The organism is Megasphaera lornae (assembly GCF_000214495.1).
GTDB classification, from domain to species: Bacteria; Bacillota; Negativicutes; order Veillonellales; family Megasphaeraceae; genus Megasphaera; species Megasphaera lornae.
Genome location: NZ_AFIJ01000045.1, coordinates 96948 through 114466, shown reverse-complemented (window position 1 = coordinate 114466; position 17519 = coordinate 96948). Strand labels below are relative to the sequence as shown.

The 17519-nt window shown below is 48.5% G+C and carries 17 protein-coding genes, 2 tRNA genes and 1 other RNA gene; all 20 read left to right on the top strand.

What is annotated here, in order from left to right:
• The first annotated feature begins 7 nt into the window (after nucleotides 1-7).
• The 20 genes from HMPREF1039_RS07615 (at nucleotide 8) to HMPREF1039_RS07525 (ending at nucleotide 17514) form a co-directional block, all read left to right on the top strand.
• Nucleotides 8-83 (top strand) — tRNA-Trp (locus HMPREF1039_RS07615).
• 36 nt (nucleotides 84-119) lie between these two features.
• Nucleotides 120-196: transfer RNA gene (locus HMPREF1039_RS07610), tRNA-Arg, on the top strand.
• Nucleotides 197-920: 724 nt separating this feature from the next.
• Nucleotides 921-2003: a glycosyltransferase family 2 protein gene (locus HMPREF1039_RS07605; protein ID WP_007391791.1), complete on the top strand. Its 1083-nt coding sequence runs from the start codon at nucleotides 921-923 to the stop codon at nucleotides 2001-2003.
• Nucleotides 1939-2703, top strand: coding sequence for a C40 family peptidase (locus HMPREF1039_RS07600; protein ID WP_232217182.1), 765 nt, complete (start codon nucleotides 1939-1941; stop codon nucleotides 2701-2703). The genes HMPREF1039_RS07605 and HMPREF1039_RS07600 overlap by 65 nt, the downstream gene beginning before the upstream one ends.
• Nucleotides 2704-2803: 100 nt before the next feature.
• Nucleotides 2804-5404 (top strand): alanine--tRNA ligase, encoded by a 2601-nt coding sequence (alaS, locus tag HMPREF1039_RS07595; protein ID WP_176603356.1) that lies wholly within the window; start codon nucleotides 2804-2806, stop codon nucleotides 5402-5404.
• 36 nt (nucleotides 5405-5440) lie between these two features.
• A complete protein-coding gene (locus HMPREF1039_RS07590) occupies nucleotides 5441-5701 on the top strand; it encodes an IreB family regulatory phosphoprotein (protein WP_007391844.1) in 261 nt (86 codons plus the stop codon).
• 2 nt (nucleotides 5702-5703) lie between these two features.
• The gene (gene ruvX / locus HMPREF1039_RS07585) at nucleotides 5704-6129 is read left to right on the top strand and encodes a Holliday junction resolvase RuvX (protein WP_039891951.1); all 426 of its coding nucleotides are present in this window, start codon (nucleotides 5704-5706) and stop codon (nucleotides 6127-6129) included.
• A 116-nt stretch (nucleotides 6130-6245) separates the two neighbouring features.
• Nucleotides 6246-6569 (top strand): DUF1292 domain-containing protein, encoded by a 324-nt coding sequence (locus tag HMPREF1039_RS07580; RefSeq protein ID WP_232217183.1) that lies wholly within the window; start codon nucleotides 6246-6248, stop codon nucleotides 6567-6569.
• 100 nt (nucleotides 6570-6669) lie between these two features.
• Entirely contained in the window at nucleotides 6670-7575 is a 906-nt protein-coding gene (locus tag HMPREF1039_RS07575; RefSeq protein ID WP_007391843.1) for a LysR family transcriptional regulator, read from the top strand.
• A gap of 117 nt (nucleotides 7576-7692) precedes the next feature.
• On the top strand, nucleotides 7693-8898 hold the full coding sequence (locus HMPREF1039_RS07570) for an MFS transporter (RefSeq protein WP_007391777.1): 1206 nt from the start codon (nucleotides 7693-7695) through the stop codon (nucleotides 8896-8898).
• Between the two features lie 144 nt (nucleotides 8899-9042).
• Complete coding sequence (gene hpf / locus HMPREF1039_RS07565; RefSeq protein ID WP_007391845.1) at nucleotides 9043-9567, top strand: ribosome hibernation-promoting factor, HPF/YfiA family; 525 nt, start codon at nucleotides 9043-9045, stop codon at nucleotides 9565-9567.
• 179 nt (nucleotides 9568-9746) lie between these two features.
• Nucleotides 9747-10436 carry a tRNA (adenine(22)-N(1))-methyltransferase gene (locus HMPREF1039_RS07560; RefSeq protein WP_007391834.1) on the top strand — a complete coding sequence of 230 codons (690 nt, stop codon included), beginning with the start codon at nucleotides 9747-9749 and terminating at the stop codon, nucleotides 10434-10436.
• Nucleotides 10421-11542, top strand: a complete 1122-nt coding sequence (locus HMPREF1039_RS07555) for a Nif3-like dinuclear metal center hexameric protein (RefSeq protein WP_007391813.1) — start codon at nucleotides 10421-10423, stop codon at nucleotides 11540-11542. The genes HMPREF1039_RS07560 and HMPREF1039_RS07555 overlap by 16 nt, the downstream gene beginning before the upstream one ends.
• 11 nt (nucleotides 11543-11553) lie before the next feature.
• Nucleotides 11554-12201 (top strand): thiamine phosphate synthase, encoded by a 648-nt coding sequence (gene thiE / locus HMPREF1039_RS07550; RefSeq protein ID WP_007391788.1) that lies wholly within the window; start codon nucleotides 11554-11556, stop codon nucleotides 12199-12201.
• Between the two features lie 30 nt (nucleotides 12202-12231).
• Nucleotides 12232-12579, top strand: an RNA gene (gene rnpB, locus HMPREF1039_RS07690) — RNase P RNA component class A.
• 143 nt (nucleotides 12580-12722) lie between these two features.
• Nucleotides 12723-13946 carry an aspartate kinase gene (locus HMPREF1039_RS07545; protein WP_007391842.1) on the top strand — a complete coding sequence of 408 codons (1224 nt, stop codon included), beginning with the start codon at nucleotides 12723-12725 and terminating at the stop codon, nucleotides 13944-13946.
• A gap of 9 nt (nucleotides 13947-13955) precedes the next feature.
• A complete protein-coding gene (locus HMPREF1039_RS07540) occupies nucleotides 13956-14255 on the top strand; it encodes a hypothetical protein (RefSeq protein ID WP_007391837.1) in 300 nt (99 codons plus the stop codon).
• A gap of 54 nt (nucleotides 14256-14309) precedes the next feature.
• Complete coding sequence (acpS, locus tag HMPREF1039_RS07535; protein ID WP_007391798.1) at nucleotides 14310-14702, top strand: holo-ACP synthase; 393 nt, start codon at nucleotides 14310-14312, stop codon at nucleotides 14700-14702.
• On the top strand, nucleotides 14699-16372 hold the full coding sequence (locus HMPREF1039_RS07530; RefSeq protein WP_007391796.1) for a bifunctional ADP-dependent NAD(P)H-hydrate dehydratase/NAD(P)H-hydrate epimerase: 1674 nt from the start codon (nucleotides 14699-14701) through the stop codon (nucleotides 16370-16372). Before acpS ends, HMPREF1039_RS07530 begins: the two co-directional genes overlap by 4 nt.
• Nucleotides 16369-17514 (top strand): N-acetylmuramoyl-L-alanine amidase family protein, encoded by a 1146-nt coding sequence (locus tag HMPREF1039_RS07525; protein ID WP_007391857.1) that lies wholly within the window; start codon nucleotides 16369-16371, stop codon nucleotides 17512-17514. Before HMPREF1039_RS07530 ends, HMPREF1039_RS07525 begins: the two co-directional genes overlap by 4 nt.
• Nucleotides 17515-17519 lie beyond the last annotated feature (5 nt).

The window sequence follows — 17519 nt, the reverse complement described above, 5'->3', positions numbered from 1 at the left end:
TTTTTATAGGGGTATAGCTCAACTGGTAGAGTAGCGGTCTCCAAAACCGTTGGTTGAGGGTTCGATTCCTTCTGCCCCTGCCATATGTAGGGATATGAGGTGTCTTATATCCCTTACATGACTCGGTAGCTCAGCTGGATAGAGTGACTGACTACGAATCAGTAGGTCTAGGGTTCGAATCCCTACCGGGTCACCATTTGAGTAAGAAACGACCTTCCCATTTTACAACATTCTGTAAAATGGGAAGGTCGTTTCTTTTGTAGGCATATCGTTTTGTAGGCATATCGGATTTTGAACAGGTTTTGCTTAGGAGTACGCTACGGGACTTCTTGTGTCCGGCCGCAGTTTTTAATGACAGGTAAATTGTCGTTATTACTTATGCCGAGTTTCTTTTAAAAAATAGACATAGTTGTGTAGTTCTCTTATTATCCGAGCGTTTTCTTACGCAGTAAAAGCGAGCGGCAGACAGCTGTTTATTCTTTTTCAGCACATATCATTAGTGTGAAAAAGGCGTATTTTTTTGGATTAAATTTTTTTCAGATTGTCGCTTTTTTTTATTCAAGTTTTCTGTAAAATATCGGCAGGTTCCCGCTGCGGAATGCCGGATAACTGTCAAGAGTGGCGACGACAGTCAGCATATTCGGGAAAGGTAAACCATCCCCGTTACCGTGGCGATATTCGTAACCGTCGATAATTCGGGACGTAATAAGCGGATGAAGTCGACCGGTCACTTTGTTCTCTTTTTTCGTTTCTATATTGGACAATCGGAAAAAAGTGCGTGGCGAACAAAAGGGGCATGCTGGAAAATGTGCGGGTCTTTTGGTATAATATGATGAAATAATTTTCTTTTCCTTTCAGGGAAACAGGGACGAATAAGACAAGATTTTGACAGTAATTTTAGTGGGATGGTATAATAAATAATGGACGCTTTTACAAGAGAGAACAAACAGTTATTATCAATTGTAGTGCCTGTGTATAATGAACAGCTGAATATTGAAAAGTTTTATGAAGAAGTGCACACGGTTGTTCAGACGTTGCACATGGATTATGAACTTATTTTTGTCGATGACGGGTCGCAGGATACGACCCCGCTTTTATTAAGTCGGTTGGCACAACAAGACGGACACGTACGTGCCTTAATATTGGCTCGTAATTTCGGCCATCAGTTGGCGATTACCTGCGGTATGGATCATGCGAAAGGCGAGGCGATTATTACCATGGACGGCGATTTGCAGCATCCGCCGGCCATGATTCCGGCCTTGGTACAGCAATGGCGGGAAGGGTATGATGTAGTACAAACCGTACGGGAAGCGACGGCGGATGCCGGGCGGTTTAAGCGGCTTACGTCGAAGTGGTATTATGTGTTGTTGAATGCCTTATCGCCGGTACATATTACGCCCGGCGGCTCTGATTTTCGCTTAATAGATCGCCGCGTGTTGCAAACGTTTTTGCTGTTTCGGGAACATGATCGGTTTATTCGGGGCATGATCGGGGATATCGGTTATCGACAAACCAAGCTTTCTTTTGTGGCACCTAAGCGCTTTGCAGGTACTTCCAAGTTTTCTTTACGCAAGATGGTACATTTTGCTTTGGACGGCATTACGGCATATTCTAAAATTCCTTTGCGCCTGGCGTTATATACGGGTGTCATCAGCGGGTTAATCAGCGTGTTGATTATTTTTCATGTGCTTTATTGCAAGGTGGCGGGAGAAGCCATTCCCGGCTGGGCCACGAGCATGGTGGTAGTATGTTTGGTGGGCGGATTGCAATTAATTTTTTTGGGAATTATCGGCGAATATATCGGTCGAATTTTTCAAGAAGTGAAACGTCGTCCGTTATATTGGTTGCGAGCCGAGTTGGGCAGCGGTACGCTCCGGAAAAACGGGACGGAAGACGGGAAAGGAAACGAAAATGTGGCGCAGGATCGGTATAGCGGGAATGGCGGTGTGGTGGACAATCGGGATTTCCGTGAGTGCCGTGACGCCGTTGACCGTCGGCAGTAGCGGTAGGGATGTATTGATGATTCAACGGCAGTTACGGAAAATCGGCTATAATATTCGCGATGACGGGCGGTATTCGCCGCAAACGGCAGCCGCTGTTGCGGATTTTCAGCGAAAACGACAGTTTGCCGTCAGCGGCATTGTCGGCGCACAGACGTATTATGTATTGACCGGAAAGCGGACCGTATCGGCAGCCGGGGACGTGGTGCCCGAACCGGAGAGACGAAATATCGGCGGTTATAAATTTACGGCGCATAGCGGCAACGGCTCTCGGGGGGCGGTGTTTGCTACGGAATCTGTATCGTTGTCGCCGGCATATGCGGCGTGGTGTCGACAGTTGCTTACTTCGGCATATCAATATTTGGGGGTGCCGTATGTACCCGGCGGCAGCAGTCCGAACGGGTTTGATTGTTCGGGCTTTACGAAGTATGTGTTTTCTCATTGCGGGATTTCCCTACCGCGACAGGCGGATGCACAGTTTCAGGTGGGGATGGAGGTGGCGCGGGAGCGCTTGAGTCCCGGTGATTTGGTGTTTTTCTCCACCTATGCCGAGGGTATTTCTCATGCCGGCATTTATGTGGGAAATAATCAATTTATCAGTGCCACTACGAGTAGCGGTATTCGTGTGGATCGATTGGACAGCGCGTATTGGGCGGCCCGTTATGTGGGTGCCAAAAGAATATATGGGCAGGATATTTCGTAAGATCGTAAGGCTGCGGAATAGACGAAATACGTCCCCATCTTGACGGGTAGGGGCGGGCATTTGCCACAGAAAGAAATAGAGGAGTGTTAGTATGAAGTATATGACAGGTAATGAAATTCGCAAGGCGTATTTAGAATTTTTTAAACGGAAACGTCATTTGCAATTGCACAGTTTTTCTTTAATTCCCGAAAACGATCCGAGCTTGTTGCTGATTGGTGCGGGTATGGCACCGTTGAAACCGTATTTCACGGGAAAATTGGTACCGCCGTCCCCGCGTGTGACTACCAGTCAAAAATGTATTCGTACGGGAGATATTGATAATGTGGGACGTACTGCCCGTCATCATACTTTTTTTGAAATGCTGGGAAATTTTTCTTTCGGTGATTATTTTAAAAAAGAAGCCATATCTTGGGCTTGGGAATTTTTAACGGAAGTTTTGGAGCTGGATACGGACAAGCTGTATGTTACGGTATATCCGGATGATACGGAGGCATATGGGTATTGGCATACTGTCATCGGCTTACCGGAAGAACGGATTTTCAAATGTGAAGATAATTTTTGGGAAATCGGCGAAGGTCCGTGCGGCCCGGACAGTGAAATTTTTTATGATTTGGGACCGGAACGCGGTTGCGGGAAACCGGAATGCACCGTAGGCTGTGACTGTGATCGGTATTTGGAAATATGGAATCTTGTATTTTCACAATATAATCGGACGGCAGAGGGGAAATATGAACCTTTGGCGAAAAAGAATATTGATACGGGTGCCGGGTTGGAACGGTTAGCGTCGGTGATTCAGCAAAAAGAATCCAATTTTGAAACGGATTTGATTTTTCCGATTATTGAAGAGGTTATTACGTTGTGTCATGGCGATTACACGGATCCGCAGCAAAAAGTGGCCATGAAGGTTATTGCTGATCATATTCGCGCTATTACAGTGATGATCAGTGACGGCATTCTTCCGTCCAATGAAGGGCGCGGGTACGTGTTGCGGCGCGTATTGCGACGTGCAGTGCGGTTTGGGCGCTTATTGGGGATACGGCAGTTGTTCCTGAGCGGTTTGGTGGATACCGTGTTAGCTATTATGGGGGAAGAATATCCGGAACTGCGGGAACATGAAGCGTTAATTAAAAAAGTCATTAATACGGAAGAAAAGCAATTCAGTGAGACCTTGGTACAAGGAATGGAGTTATTGGATTCGTTATTGGCGAAAGCGGGAACTGCGAAAACTTTGTCGGGACAGGAAGTATTTAAGTTATATGATACGTATGGGTTTCCGGTGGAATTAACGGAAGAAATTGCCGCCGAACAAGGGGTAACCATTGATATGAACGGGTTTGCCGCCGCAATGAAGGAGCAACAGGAACGGGCCCGTGCGGCGCGTGCGGATGTGGCCGCCAAAGTGTTGACGCCGGATACGACGTCGTTGGACAGACAGACGCTGCAATATGCGGAAGGTGTTACGACAGCGACGATTGTCATGCTCGGAAAAGACGGGCAGGAAGCGGAAGCCGTACATGACGGGGAAACGATTACGGTAATTTTGGATCGTACGCCGTTTCATGCGGAAGGCGGCGGTCAATTGGGGGACACCGGAGTTTTGACGGCACATGGCGGTAAGGCGGTAGTGACGGATACGAAGGCTTTGCCCAACGGGATTATATATATGATTGCCGGCGTAATGGAAGGGAGCTTGAAAAAAGGCGAAACGGTGACGGTAGCCGTTGATACGGAACGTCATGCGGCGTTGGCCCGAAATCACACGGCTACGCATTTGCTGCATACGGCATTGCGACAGGTATTGGGCAATCATGTGAATCAGGCCGGTTCGTTGGTGACGCCCGATCATTTGCGTTTTGATTTTACCCATTTTTCACCGGTTACGGCCGCAGAATTGCGAGAAGCGGAACAGCTGGTTAATCGTGAAATTTTAAAGAATACTCCCGTTACGGTGACGGAAATGAACCGGGAAGAAGCCAAGCAAAAAGGGGCGACGGCGTTATTCGGGGAAAAATACGGCGATGTAGTACGGGTCGTTTCGATCGGTGATTTCAGTTGTGAACTTTGTGGCGGTTCGCATGTGAAGAGCACGGCGGAAGTGGGGACATTTCGTATTATCAGTGAGTCCGGTACGGGTACGGGCGTACGTCGCATTGAAGCGATTACCGGGGCTGCGGCTTTGTCGAAAGCACAAGCGGAGGCACAGATTCTGGCGCAGGCGGCGGCTGTTTTGAAAGTTAAACCGGAGTCGCTGGTAACAAAATTGACACAGTTGGCAGAAGAGCTGAAGATAACGGAACGGGAAGTACAGCGGTTAAAAAAAGATGCGGCGGCGGCAGCGGTCGATCGGCTGGCGGCAACTACGCAGCACTACGGGTCCGTGGCGGTGTCGGCGGCCGTTGCTCCTGCGGATGATATGGACGGGTTACGGACCTTCGCCGATTTACTCTTGGATAAACAAGGCGGCGGAGTGGTCTTGCTGGGGATGGTACATGACGGGAAAGTTAATTTTGTTTGCAAAGTGGCCAAAGCGGATACAAAAAAAGGGCTGCATGCCGGCAAGATTATTAAAGCGGCCGCGCAGGCGGCAGGCGGTAACGGCGGCGGTCGTCCGGATATGGCGCAGGCCGGCGGTAAGGAACCGGAGAAATTGGAAGCGGCGTTACGTGCCGGTTGTGAAGTTGTTACACAATTGTTGTCATAACCGGAAGGGATTCGTAAGGAAAAGGGATGTGATTCTATGGCAGTAAAAGATGAAACCATGATTGTACGGACACGAAATGAAGAACAGTCCGTAGCTTCCATGATATTGGAGGATGTGTATCATGCATTAGTGGAAAAAGGATATAATCCGGTGGATCAAATTGCCGGGTATTTGCTTTCCGGAGATCCTGCATATATTACGAGTCATCATAATGCCCGCAGTAATATACGGCGGTTAAATAGGGATGAATTACTGGAAGAGTTGATTCAATCCTATGTGAAACAGAAAGGATTGTGAGGATGCGCATCTTAGGTTTGGATATAGGATCTAAAACTATCGGCGTAGCGTGCAGTGATGCCCTGGGAATTACCGCTCAGGGCATTACCACTATACAGCGGAAGACGGCAAAAGATGATTGGCAACGGTTGCAGGCATTGGCGACGGAACGCTGGGTAACGCGAATGGTGGTAGGCAGGCCGCGACATATGAACGGTGAGGACAGTGAAAATGTCAAGCAAATTGAAGCATTTATCACGTATTTAAAACGGCAAATGCCTGCTATGGAATTTGTGTATTGGGACGAACGCCTGACGACAATGATGGCCCGACAAGTATTAATGGCCGGCGGAGTGCGGCGGGAGAAGCGTAAACAGTTCGTGGATAAGATGGCGGCTATTTTAATTTTACAAAATTATTTGGATGCACAGGGGAATACGTTGTTATAAAAATATGAAACAAACGTATGGCAAGAGTGATAGAAAAAATTTATCTTTTTTTATAAATTTTTTCTTGCATAAGGAAGGAATACCGATTAAAATATATATACTAATAAGAAAGGAGCATGATGAGTATTTTGGCTTGTCATACAGGTAAGATGACGGAAGAATGGGAAGAAGTACCGGTCATTGTGATGGTCGATGAAGACGGTAACGAAGCGTATTTTACAGAAGAAGTACAGGTGGAATATGACGGCAAAGCATTTTCTGTTTTGGTGCCCATTACAGAAGACGGGGTCGTGAAGGAAGAAGACGACGCGGTAGTAGTGCGAGTAGAAAAAGAACAGGGAGAAGATGTATTTTTACCGCCTACGGAAGCGGAATATATAGGCGTTACGGCGCTTCTGGAAACGATGGACGAAACGGAAGAAAGCGACTCGTTTTGTTAAGCATCCTGCGGGAAAAGAATTATATACACTTGCTGAAATGCCGGCATAGGTCAGTGCCGGTTTTTTTAGTTGGTTACGATCAAGGTGTGGAGGATAAACAATGGCAGAATTACCAAGCATCCAACAATTAAAAAATTTTATTACGTACGGAAAATATCAAAATTTTACATCCGCCGCACGGGCGGCAAATATTACGCAATCGGCATTCAGTTTCCAAATGAAGCGGTTGGAAGAATTGGTGGGAATCCAATTAATTGAACGTTCCAATCGCGGCAGTCATTTGACCAAAGACGGGGAAATGTTTTATGAACGTATTGCGCCGCTGGTCAGTGATTTAGAAACATGTCTTTGTGATATGCGCGCCTTAAACGGCGAAATGCAGACGTTGGCGGTAGGAACCATGTCTTCTTTAGGGGATGTGCAAATGAATCGTCATTTAGCGTATTTTCAAAAAAATCATCGCGGGGCGGCATTGCGTGTCTATAATAAGGAAGCGCGTGAATTATTGCGGTGGTTAAGTGAAGATAAGCTGGACGTCATTTCATTGTTTGATTTACCGTCATTAGATATCAGTGCCTATGAAAAGGCCTTTTTTTGCAATGAAAATTTAGTGTATTATGCGCCGCATATTGAGGATTTACAAGGTCCGATTACGGCCGATATTGCGGCTTCCAATCCGTTGGCACAGTATTCGCCGCAGTACGTGATGCATGATTATTTGGATCATTATTTTTCAGTGTACAGCAGTGTTCGCCCGATGACGCAGGCTTGGTTTTCAACGCCTTATGCGATTATGAATTATTGTCAGCAAAATAGAATGGGTTCATTATTGCCTAAACGGTTTTTACAGGCTATGGGGGTTGAACGGGGCTATTACGATGTGATTCCGCCGATTACGCTGCCGTGCTATTTGCTGTATAAAAAGACGAACCCCAACTACAGCGCTATTCGTCTTTTCGTTTCGTATATACAGGAAACGTATCATGTATATGAGCGGCAGAAGTAGCTAACCGGCTATTGTATCGCATTTCTTTATGACAGGTATCATATATTTTTGTTATACAAACAAAAACTTTGGGTATACAATCTATGGTATCAAATTAAAGGAGATGCAAATGAAATCATGGCGGAAAAGTCACTTTGGAATAAAGACTTCCTCTTAGATACAGGAATTAACTTTATTGTCTTTTTGATTTATTATTTATTGATGGTTATTATTGCAGTAGTTGCTAAAGAACAATTACATGCAACGCTGGGGCAGGCAGGACTGGCCTCCGGTATTTTTATTGTCGGCACATTAGTGGCACGGTTGCAATTCGGGAAAGAAATTGAATTGTACGGTCGAAAAAGAACGCTCTATGGCGGGACAATTTTTTATCTCATTACAACGCTCTTATATTTTTATATGCCGTCGTTGGGTTTTATGTTTTTGGTGCGTTTTTTAAACGGGTTGGCGTACGGCATTGTGTCTACGGCAACGAATACGATTGTGGCCAACTGTATTCCGGTTTCCAAGCGGGGACAGGGAATCAATTATTACGGATTGAGTACCAGCTTGGCTGCAGCTATCGGGCCGTTCTTGGGCATGTTGTTGATGTTGGTTGCCAATTTCCGGATTATTGTCGGTATTTGTTGTGTGCTGGTGCTGATCTGTTTAATTGGAAACTTCTTTTTACACGTAGAAGAAATTTCCTTGACGGAAGAAGAAAAAGCTCGTATGAAACGGGTATCGTTGGAAAATTATGTGGAACCTCGCGTTATTCTGATTTCTTTCGTAGCCTTTCTCATGGGCTTTTCGTATTCCAGCGTATTAACCTTTTTGGCCGCATATGCACGGACGATTAATTTGGTAGGTGCCAGCACGTTTTTCTTTGTTGTGTATGCGGTAGTTATTACCGTTACACGACCGATGACCGGGGTTATTTTTGACCGCAAGGGAGAAAATTGGGTACTGTATCCTTGCTATATCATGTTGGCTATCGGCATGGTGATTTTAGCTAAAACGACCTTGTCGTGGCAGTTATTGATTTCCGGCGTATTTGTGGGGTTGGGCTATGGTACGTTTATGTCCAACGGCCAGGCGGTTTGTATCAAGATTACGCCGACGCAGCGCGTAAGTGTCGCCTTATCGACTTATTTTGTGGCCTTGGATTTGGGGATCGGCGTCGGTCCGTATATTTTAGGATCGCTGCACGGTATTCTGGCCTTCCCGCAGTTATATATCGTTTCCGCCGTCATTGCGATTGCCTGCTTTGTTATTTATCATTTCGGATATGGACACAAAGCGGCGCGGATGGGTGTGATGGAAAAACTGGATGTTAAACGATAAAGGAGTCATACTGTACTTCGTCAGTTTGTAAAAGAAAAAAGGACTTTTCTTGCGTATAGCGAATACTATACATAAGAAAGAAAACCGGTGTCAAAGGTCATCTTTCGACACCGGCTTTTTTTGAAGGAAAGGAAGGGATGGAGTATGGCAATGATCGTACGTGGGAAAAATTTGGAAATTACACCGGCTTTAAAAGACTATGTTTTAAAAAATGAAAAAAAATTGATTAAATATTTTGACAACGACATGCAATCACAAGCTATGTTGAGTGTAGAAAAAGAAAGACAAATTGCGGAAATTACATTGCGTATAGACGGGGTAGTTCTTCGCAGTGTGGAAAGCAATACGGATATGTATGCCGCTATCGATTTGGCATTCGATAAACTGGTGCGACAAATTCATAAGTATAAAACCCGGTTGGCACGTCGTCTTAAAAACAGTTCCTTCCATGCGTCTTTAGTAGAAGGGAAAGAGGAAGGCGAAGAAAAATTTGAGGTTGTTCGCACGAAAAAATTTGCCGCCCGTCCGATGGATGTGGAAGAAGCTATTTTGCAAATGAATCTTGTGGGACATGATTTTTTTGTCTTTTTAAATGCACAGACGGATACGGTTAATGTAGTATATCGTAGAAAACACGGCAAATACGGCGTTATTGAACCGGAGTTTTAACGGGCTGCGGATATCGGCAGAGAGCAGGAACAAACACGGAGCGAAGATTTTTCGCTCCGTGTTTGTTATATATTCTATAGGGGCATAGGCCCTCAAAATTTACATAGGTTTCACCGCAGTATGCGGCGATGAATGTGGTATAATAAGAGCATTATAAGCTTTGCAAAGGATGTGTTGCTATGAAGTTGACAGGTCGGTTGGCCGCTGCCGCCGCGTTGATTCCGGAAGGAAGGTCGTTTGCCGACATCGGTACGGATCACGGGTATATTCCGGTGTACATGTGTCATACAGGAAAAACGCCGCGAGCCGTTGCCGCCGATATCGGTGCCGGTCCTTTACAAGCGGCGCGGACCCATATTGTCGGCGCCGGTTTACAGGAAAAAATTACGTGTCGATTGGGAAACGGTTTGACCTGTCTCACACCCGGTGAAGTGGAAGGAGGCGTAATATGCGGCATGGGCGGCCGGCTCATGACGGAAATTCTTCGCGCTTCGCCGCACGTGTGGCGGCGGTTTTCTTTTTTGGTATTGCAGCCCATGTGGTATTCCGGCACAGTGCGACGATTTTTGTATGAGGCCGGTTGGCATATAGAAGCGGAAACGCTGGTGACGGAGGAACATCGTTTGTACGAAGTAATGCGTGCCGTGCCGGGAAGAAAAGCCATGCTGCCTTTTTGGTTATGGGATATAGGCCCGGTGAATTGGCGGCAACAAGACGCGTTATTGGCACGACGATTAACCTTGGTAATAGCAAGAAAGAAAAAAATTTTAAACGGCTTGTTACAAAGTCGCAAAGACCAGGCGGAACGGATTCGTGTTCTGCAAAAAGAGTTGGCACAATTGGAGGCTCGAAAATGTCGGTTACTGTAGGAGATATTGTAGCATATTTAAAGGAATTGGCACCGTTATCGTTAAAAGAATCATGGGATAATCCCGGGTTGTTAGTGGGAAATCCCGAGGAACCGGTACAAAAAGTCATGACGACGTTGGATGTTATGAAGGAAGGTGTGGCGTATGCCGTCGCACAAGGTGTGCAGCTCATTGTCAGTCATCATCCGATTATTATGAAAGGTGTAAAAGCGTTGCGAACGGATACTTATGACGGACAATTGTATCAACAATTGTTATCTCATCATATTGCCGTATACTGTGCGCATACGAATTTGGACAGCGCGCGAGGCGGGGTAAACGATGTGTTGGCGGAACGGTTGCAATTACAGCATACAGCCGTGTTTATACCCGGTTGGGAAGATGCCTTATATAAAATTGTCGTGTATGTACCGCACACGCATGCCGCACAGCTGCGTTCCGTATTGGGCAAAGCCGGCGCCGGATATATCGGGAAGTATCGCGATTGTTCTTTTTCGGTTTCCGGACAGGGGCGGTTTACGCCGCAAGACGGTACACATCCCTTTATCGGTATGCCGGGGAAAGCGGAAACGGTAGCGGAAGAACGCATTGAAACGATTGTTCCCGGATCACGTCTGTCGGCGGTAATTGAAACAATGGTGGCGGCACATCCCTATGAAGAACCGGCGTATGATATATATCCTTTAAAAAATGAAGGGGAAAAGCTCGGTTTGGGACGCGTGGGAATGTTGCCGAAACCGTTGTCGGGAACGGAAGCGCTGCACCGGGTGAAAGAAGCGTTGGGCGTACAGACGCTGGCTTTTGCCGGCAATACAGAGGTCATGGTGCGCAAGGTTGCCGTACTCGGCGGCAGCGGCGCCGATTTTATTTCGCAGGCGAAAGCGGCGGGCGCACAATTATATGTAACGGGAGATGTGAAATATCATGTGGCGCAAGAGGCGATTAAAGCCGGGATTTTGCTGGCGGACGGCGGCCATTACGGTACGGAGTCGCCGGTAGTGCCGGTATTATGCCGGCAGTTGGAACAAGCGGCAAAGGAACGCGGGTGGCAGTTGGAATGTTTGATCGATCCGACGAGCCGTGATATGATTCAACATCTTCGGTAAGGAGGACACGGATGACAAAAGAACAACATCTGCAACGATTGCGGGACGATCCGCTGTATGTAATTTTAGGAGAAGCCCTGTCTTGCGGACGTACGAATGTACAAACGGCCGCCGACGTGTTGGCTGCCGGGGTACGCATTATTCAGTATAGAGAAAAGCATAAAACCTGGCGGGAAAAGTATGCGGAAGCGAAGGAAATTCGTCGTTTATGTCGAAAGTATGACGCTACGTTTATTATGAATGATGCCGTTGATTTGGCCGTGGCGTGCAAGGCGGACGGGATTCATGTCGGACAGGATGATGCGCCGGTTTCCTTTGTACGGCAATGGGCGGGTCCGCAAATGCTCATCGGCGTATCGACGCATACGGAGGAAGAAATGACGGAAGCCGTACGGGACGGCGCGGATTATGTCGGCTTGGGCCCGTTTTATCCGACGCAATCCAAGCGGGACGTCCATGCGCCTGTTACGCCGAAGGTGCGGCAGTTTGCCCTGCAATTATCGATTCCCGTGGTCGCCATCGGCGGCATCGGAAAAGCGAATATCGGGGCCTTGTATGCCGAGGGATTCCGTTCTTTTGCCATGATCAGCGCAGTTGTCGGACAGGTGCAAATCGCGGCTGCCGTACAGGCGTTGCGACAGGCAGTAGCTGTTGACTAAGTGCCGGTTGTACGGTATAATACGAAACGATGAGTAGGAAAGGCAATCGCTGGTGCGCAGGCATCAGAGGAAAGTCCGAGCTCCGCAGGGCAGGATGCCGGATAACGTCCGGCGAAGGTGACTTTAGGGACAGTGCCACAGAAATGTGTACCGCCACGAACGTGGTAAGGGTGGAACGGTGCGGTAAGAGCGCACCAGCGATATGGTAACATATCGGCTAGGTAAACCCCATCCGGAGCAAGACCGAATAGGGAAGGGATGAAGCGGCCCGCTGATCTTCCGGGTTGTGTCGCTTGATCGTGTCAGCAATGGCACGGCCAGATAGATGATTGTCACTGCACAGGCAGTACAAAACTCGGCTTATTGAGTACTCATTTTTTCGTATAGGAGAAGGGTTTTCGCCTTTATGGCGGAAATCCTTTTTTGCTTTACAATTTATAAGGTACATGATATTATTCAATATATGGTTATACGCAGGTTTACCATAGGATAGACTTCAGAGATAAAGAGAGGGAGTTCAGTTGGCCTTAATCGTTAAAAAATTTGGTGGCAGTTCCGTGGCCACGCCGGAGAAAATACGGGCTGTTGTACAGCGAGTATTGAAGGAGAAAAAAACAGAGGATAAAATTGTGATTGTCGTATCGGCCATGGGAGATACTACGGATGAGTTGGTGACCTTGGCAAAGCGGCTTACGTCTAAAACCTATGGGCGGGAAATGGATATGTTATTGGCAACGGGAGAACAGGTTTCGATTGCTCTCATGGCAATGGCGTTTCAGGCCGCCGGGCAACCGGCAATCTCGTTTACCGGCGGACAGGCGGGAATTACAACGAGTAATGCTTTTAATAAAGGACGAATATTGGATTTGCAGCCGCAACGTGTTCATCAGGCCTTAGAGGCGGGAAATATTGTTATTGTGGCCGGTTTTCAAGGGATGACGGCGGACGGTGATATTACCACGTTAGGGAGAGGCGGTTCGGATACTACGGCGGTTGCTATTGCCGGAGCGATTCATGCGGATGTATGTGAAATCTTTACGGATGTAGACGGTATATACACCTCCGATCCGCGGGTGGTGCCGGAGGCCCGCAAGATGGATACGATCACGTATGGGGAAATGTTGGAAATGGCTAAATTAGGCGCCGGTGTAATGCAACCGCGAGCCGTAGAAATGGGGAGTCGCTTTAATGTACCCATTCATGTGCGCTCTACATTTTCCGAAGCGAAAGGTACGATGATACAGGAGGAGTACGCAATGAAAATTAAACAATATTTAATTCGCGGTGTCGCACAAGATAACAATGTCGCCAAAATAACGGTGTTGGGTATTCCTAATCGTCCGGGATTTGCGTATAAGATTTTTTCTGAATTGGCGGATAAAAATGTAGATGTCGATATGATTGTACAGAGTGTCCGCATTGCCAAAGAAGGCGTGACGGATATTACATTTACTATTGCGCGTACGGAACTGTCGGCGGCACAAGAAGTATTGCATCACATTCGTGCGGAAATGAATGTGGAAGACATTTTAGTGGATGACGGTATGGCAAAAGTTTCCCTGGTCGGTGCCGGGATGGCCGGTCATCCGGGGATTGCGGCGGGAATGTTCGGCATTCTCAGTGACAACGGAATCAATATTGAAATTATTTCCACTTCGGAAATCAGTATTTCCTGTCTTATTGCGGAAGAATCGGTAAATAAAGCGGTGCAGGCCATTCACGCACATTTTTTTGCGGAAGAGTGAGGCGGAACCATGACTGTATTGGACAGCTTTATTGAAGAAATGTTGCAGCCGGAAATGCCGAAAACGGCGTTTATTGAGAAGTTGATTCATGCGCTTACCGTGCAGCGCCCGCCGCGTTTTGAAATTCCGGCGCCGCCGTATACATTTGCGTCCAATTTGCACGGATTGCAATATGATTATGTGCGCCGGGAAGTACGATTGGTGTATAAAGTGGTTCCTTCGATTTATGCGGATACGGTCTTGCCGTTTACTACGTTTCGTGTGATTTTGGAAGGTTTGGCCGTATGTATTCGAATGCAGAAATGGTAATATAAGATATACCGCGGTTCCCGAGGGAATGGCGGTATTTTTTTTGGAGGGCATATGGTTTGTGGCATTGATATTGTGGAAGTTTGTCGCATTGCGGCATGGATAGAAACCCGAGAAAGGGCATTGGGGCGGTTTTTTACGGCACAAGAGCTGGCGTATAGTGCCCGACATGTAAAGACCCGAGCGGCTACACTGGCCGGCATATTTGCCGCCAAGGAAGCGTTTTATAAGGCCTTGGGAACGGGTTTTCGGCAGGGAAAGTGGACGGATACGGAAGTGGCCCATACGGACTTGGGTGCACCGTATTTTATTTTTCACGGGCTATATGTATCGTTGGTTTCCCAATATGCGGAGCCGCCCGCGTTGTCGATCAGTCATGACGGGGCGTATGCGATTGCGCAAGTCGTGTGGAATGTGCCGTCGGTAAAAGAGGGGGAGACAAAATGAAAACATTGTATACAGCCGCGCAAATGCGACAGATGGACCGGGAGGCTATGGCGGCGCCATACGGATTGTCGCCGACCGTATTGATGGAAAATGCGGGCGCGGCGGTGATCGCCAAGGGTGCCGCCTATGTCGGCGGCTGGAACCGTAAACGCGTAACGATTCTTTGCGGTAAGGGAAATAACGGCGGGGACGGTTTGGTTGCGGCTCGTCATGCGTTGGCGGCAGGGGCGCAGGTGTATGTATATATATGGGGAGATGAAACGACCTACAGCCCGGAAAGTCGGGAACATTTACAGACCTTGCGTGCTATGGCGGACGGTAAGACCTGTGTGTTGGCGGAAACGCCCGGCGCTTTGCCGGATCTTGCGATGTTACGTCGACATATAGAAAGTAGTCAGGTGGTGGTGGATGCCTTGGTAGGTACGGGATTTCACGGTGCTTTGCGCGAGCCGACGGCGACTGTCGTGCGCTTAGTCGGAAAGTGTATACGTACTACCGCCTCTCCCGTCGTATTGGCCGTGGATATGCCCAGCGGCGTAGATGCCGATACGGGAGCCGTCAGCGGCGATGATCCGGAAACGGGAGCGATTACGGCAACGGCAACGATTACTTTCGGGGCGTATAAACGCGGTCTGTTTCAATATCCGGGGAAAATCTGTGCCGGAGAGGTTTTGCGGGATCCTATCGGCATGCCGTTTCCTGTTTTGCAACGTACGGCGGGGACCGTCACGTATATGGTGGAAGCGGCGGATGTCGCGGCAAGATTATCATTGCGCAGTCCGAACGGACATAAAGGCATGCACGGTACGGTCGGTATTGTCGGCGGCAGTGAAAGTATGAGCGGTGCGGCGTTATTGGCCGCTTGCGGGGCCGTACGCAGCGGTGCCGGAAAAGTGTGCCTGCGCGTACCGGCGAAGGTGGCGCCGGCCTGCATGGGCAAATATACGGAAGTGATGGCGGCCGGTGCGGGAACGGGCGGTCACTTTACGGAAGCTGATGTGCAGACCGTTTGTGAGGAAGCCCGCAATTGGTCGGTGTTGGCACTCGGCCCGGGGTTGGGGCGATATGCGGAAACGCAGGCGTTTGTGCGGCAGGTATTACAACGAGCGGCATTACCGGTGGTGTTGGATGCGGACGGGCTGTATCATGTACAGGCGGCGCAAGATATTTTTCAACAACGCGCTTATCCGGTTATTTTAACGCCGCATTTGGGAGAATTCAGTCGGTTGACCGGTTGTAGTGTAGCCGCTATACAGGCGGATTCCGTAGGAACGGTACAAGCCTTTGCCCGCTCTCGGGGCGTGTATGTGTTGTTGAAAGGAACGCCGACGTATATTGTCTCTCCTACGGGACAGACGGTTTATGTCAATGAAACGGGCAATGCCGGCATGTCTTGCGGCGGTATGGGAGATGTATTGACCGGGATAGTCGCCGCTATGTGGGTACGAGAAACGCATCCCGCCCCGGCAGAGGCGGCGTTTATGGCGGCATATTTGCACGGCGCGGCCGGAGATCGGTGTGTCCGGACGATCGGGTCCTATGGATACACGCCGGAAGAATTGGCCAAGGCGGTTCCGCAAGCGATACGGGAATTGGAACGACAGGCGGCGGACCGTTATAGGGAGATGGTGCCGTCGTCGCATTTCGAAGACCAAGGAGGCGGCGAATGATGATTAAAAAATGGTGTATAGCGGCGGCAGTTTTTTTCGGCGTCATCGGCGTCGGCGGCATACAGGCGGCGACGCCGGCGCGGGTGACGGCAGTCCGCTCCGTGTTTAGAACCGATGTACAGCCTGCCTTTTCTCGTACGGTTGTGACGGTAGATCAACCGGTTATACCGCGGCTGGTTATTACCGGTAAAGGGAGCGTTGTAAAACTGACGTTGCCGCAAACGGTATTGTCTCCTTTGTTGCAAACCTCGCTGCAGGCGAAGGATAATGAGCCCATACAAAAGATTAGGCTTACGCAACAAGGAACCCGCACAACGGTTGCCATGTATTTGGCACAAGCGATAGGCAGGGATGATGTGCGATTTTTTTCATTGCCGCCGATTGCTCCGCAGAAAAAGGGGATGCGGTTGGTGATGGATTTGGACAACCGCCCGCAAGAGGCGGCTCCCGGCGAAACCGTGTCTTGGACCGAGCAGAGTCGACGTTTGCCGCCGTCCGTACCGGTTGTCGCTCCGGTCGGCAGTGATTTTCTCGATGCCAGACAGTGGCAACGGTTACGACAGGGCGTAAAGGGAAAACGTATTTGTTTGGACCCCGGTCATGGCGGCAGTGATGTCGGAGCGGCGGGCAGGATGTCGCAAGAAAAAAATTTGACCTTGGCCATTGCCCGACGAACCGCGGCTATTTTAATGGCGGCCGGCGCGAAGGCGGTATTAACGCGTTCGCGCGATGTTGATGTGTTTGCGCCGCATGACGGTGCCGTGGAAGAATTACAGGCACGGTGTACGATTGCCAATGCGTATGGGGCGGAGATTATGGTATGTATTCATATTAATTCCTCGGAAAATACGGCCATACGCGGGGTGGAAACGTTTTACAACGGAAAAACACCGTATGATTACAGTTTGGCAAAATATATTCATACCCGGGTTTTGCGAACCGGAGTTTTCCCGGATCGCGGCGTTCATAGCGGCGATTTTTATATGCTGTTACATACGGATATGCCGGCCGTATTGATGGAGTTGGGATTTATTTCCAATGAGCAGGATGAAAAAATATTAAATACGGAAGAGCGGCAACAACAGTTGGCGGCAAGTATTGCCGAAGGGGTGGCCGAGTATTTTATACATCGGAAAAAATAGCATTA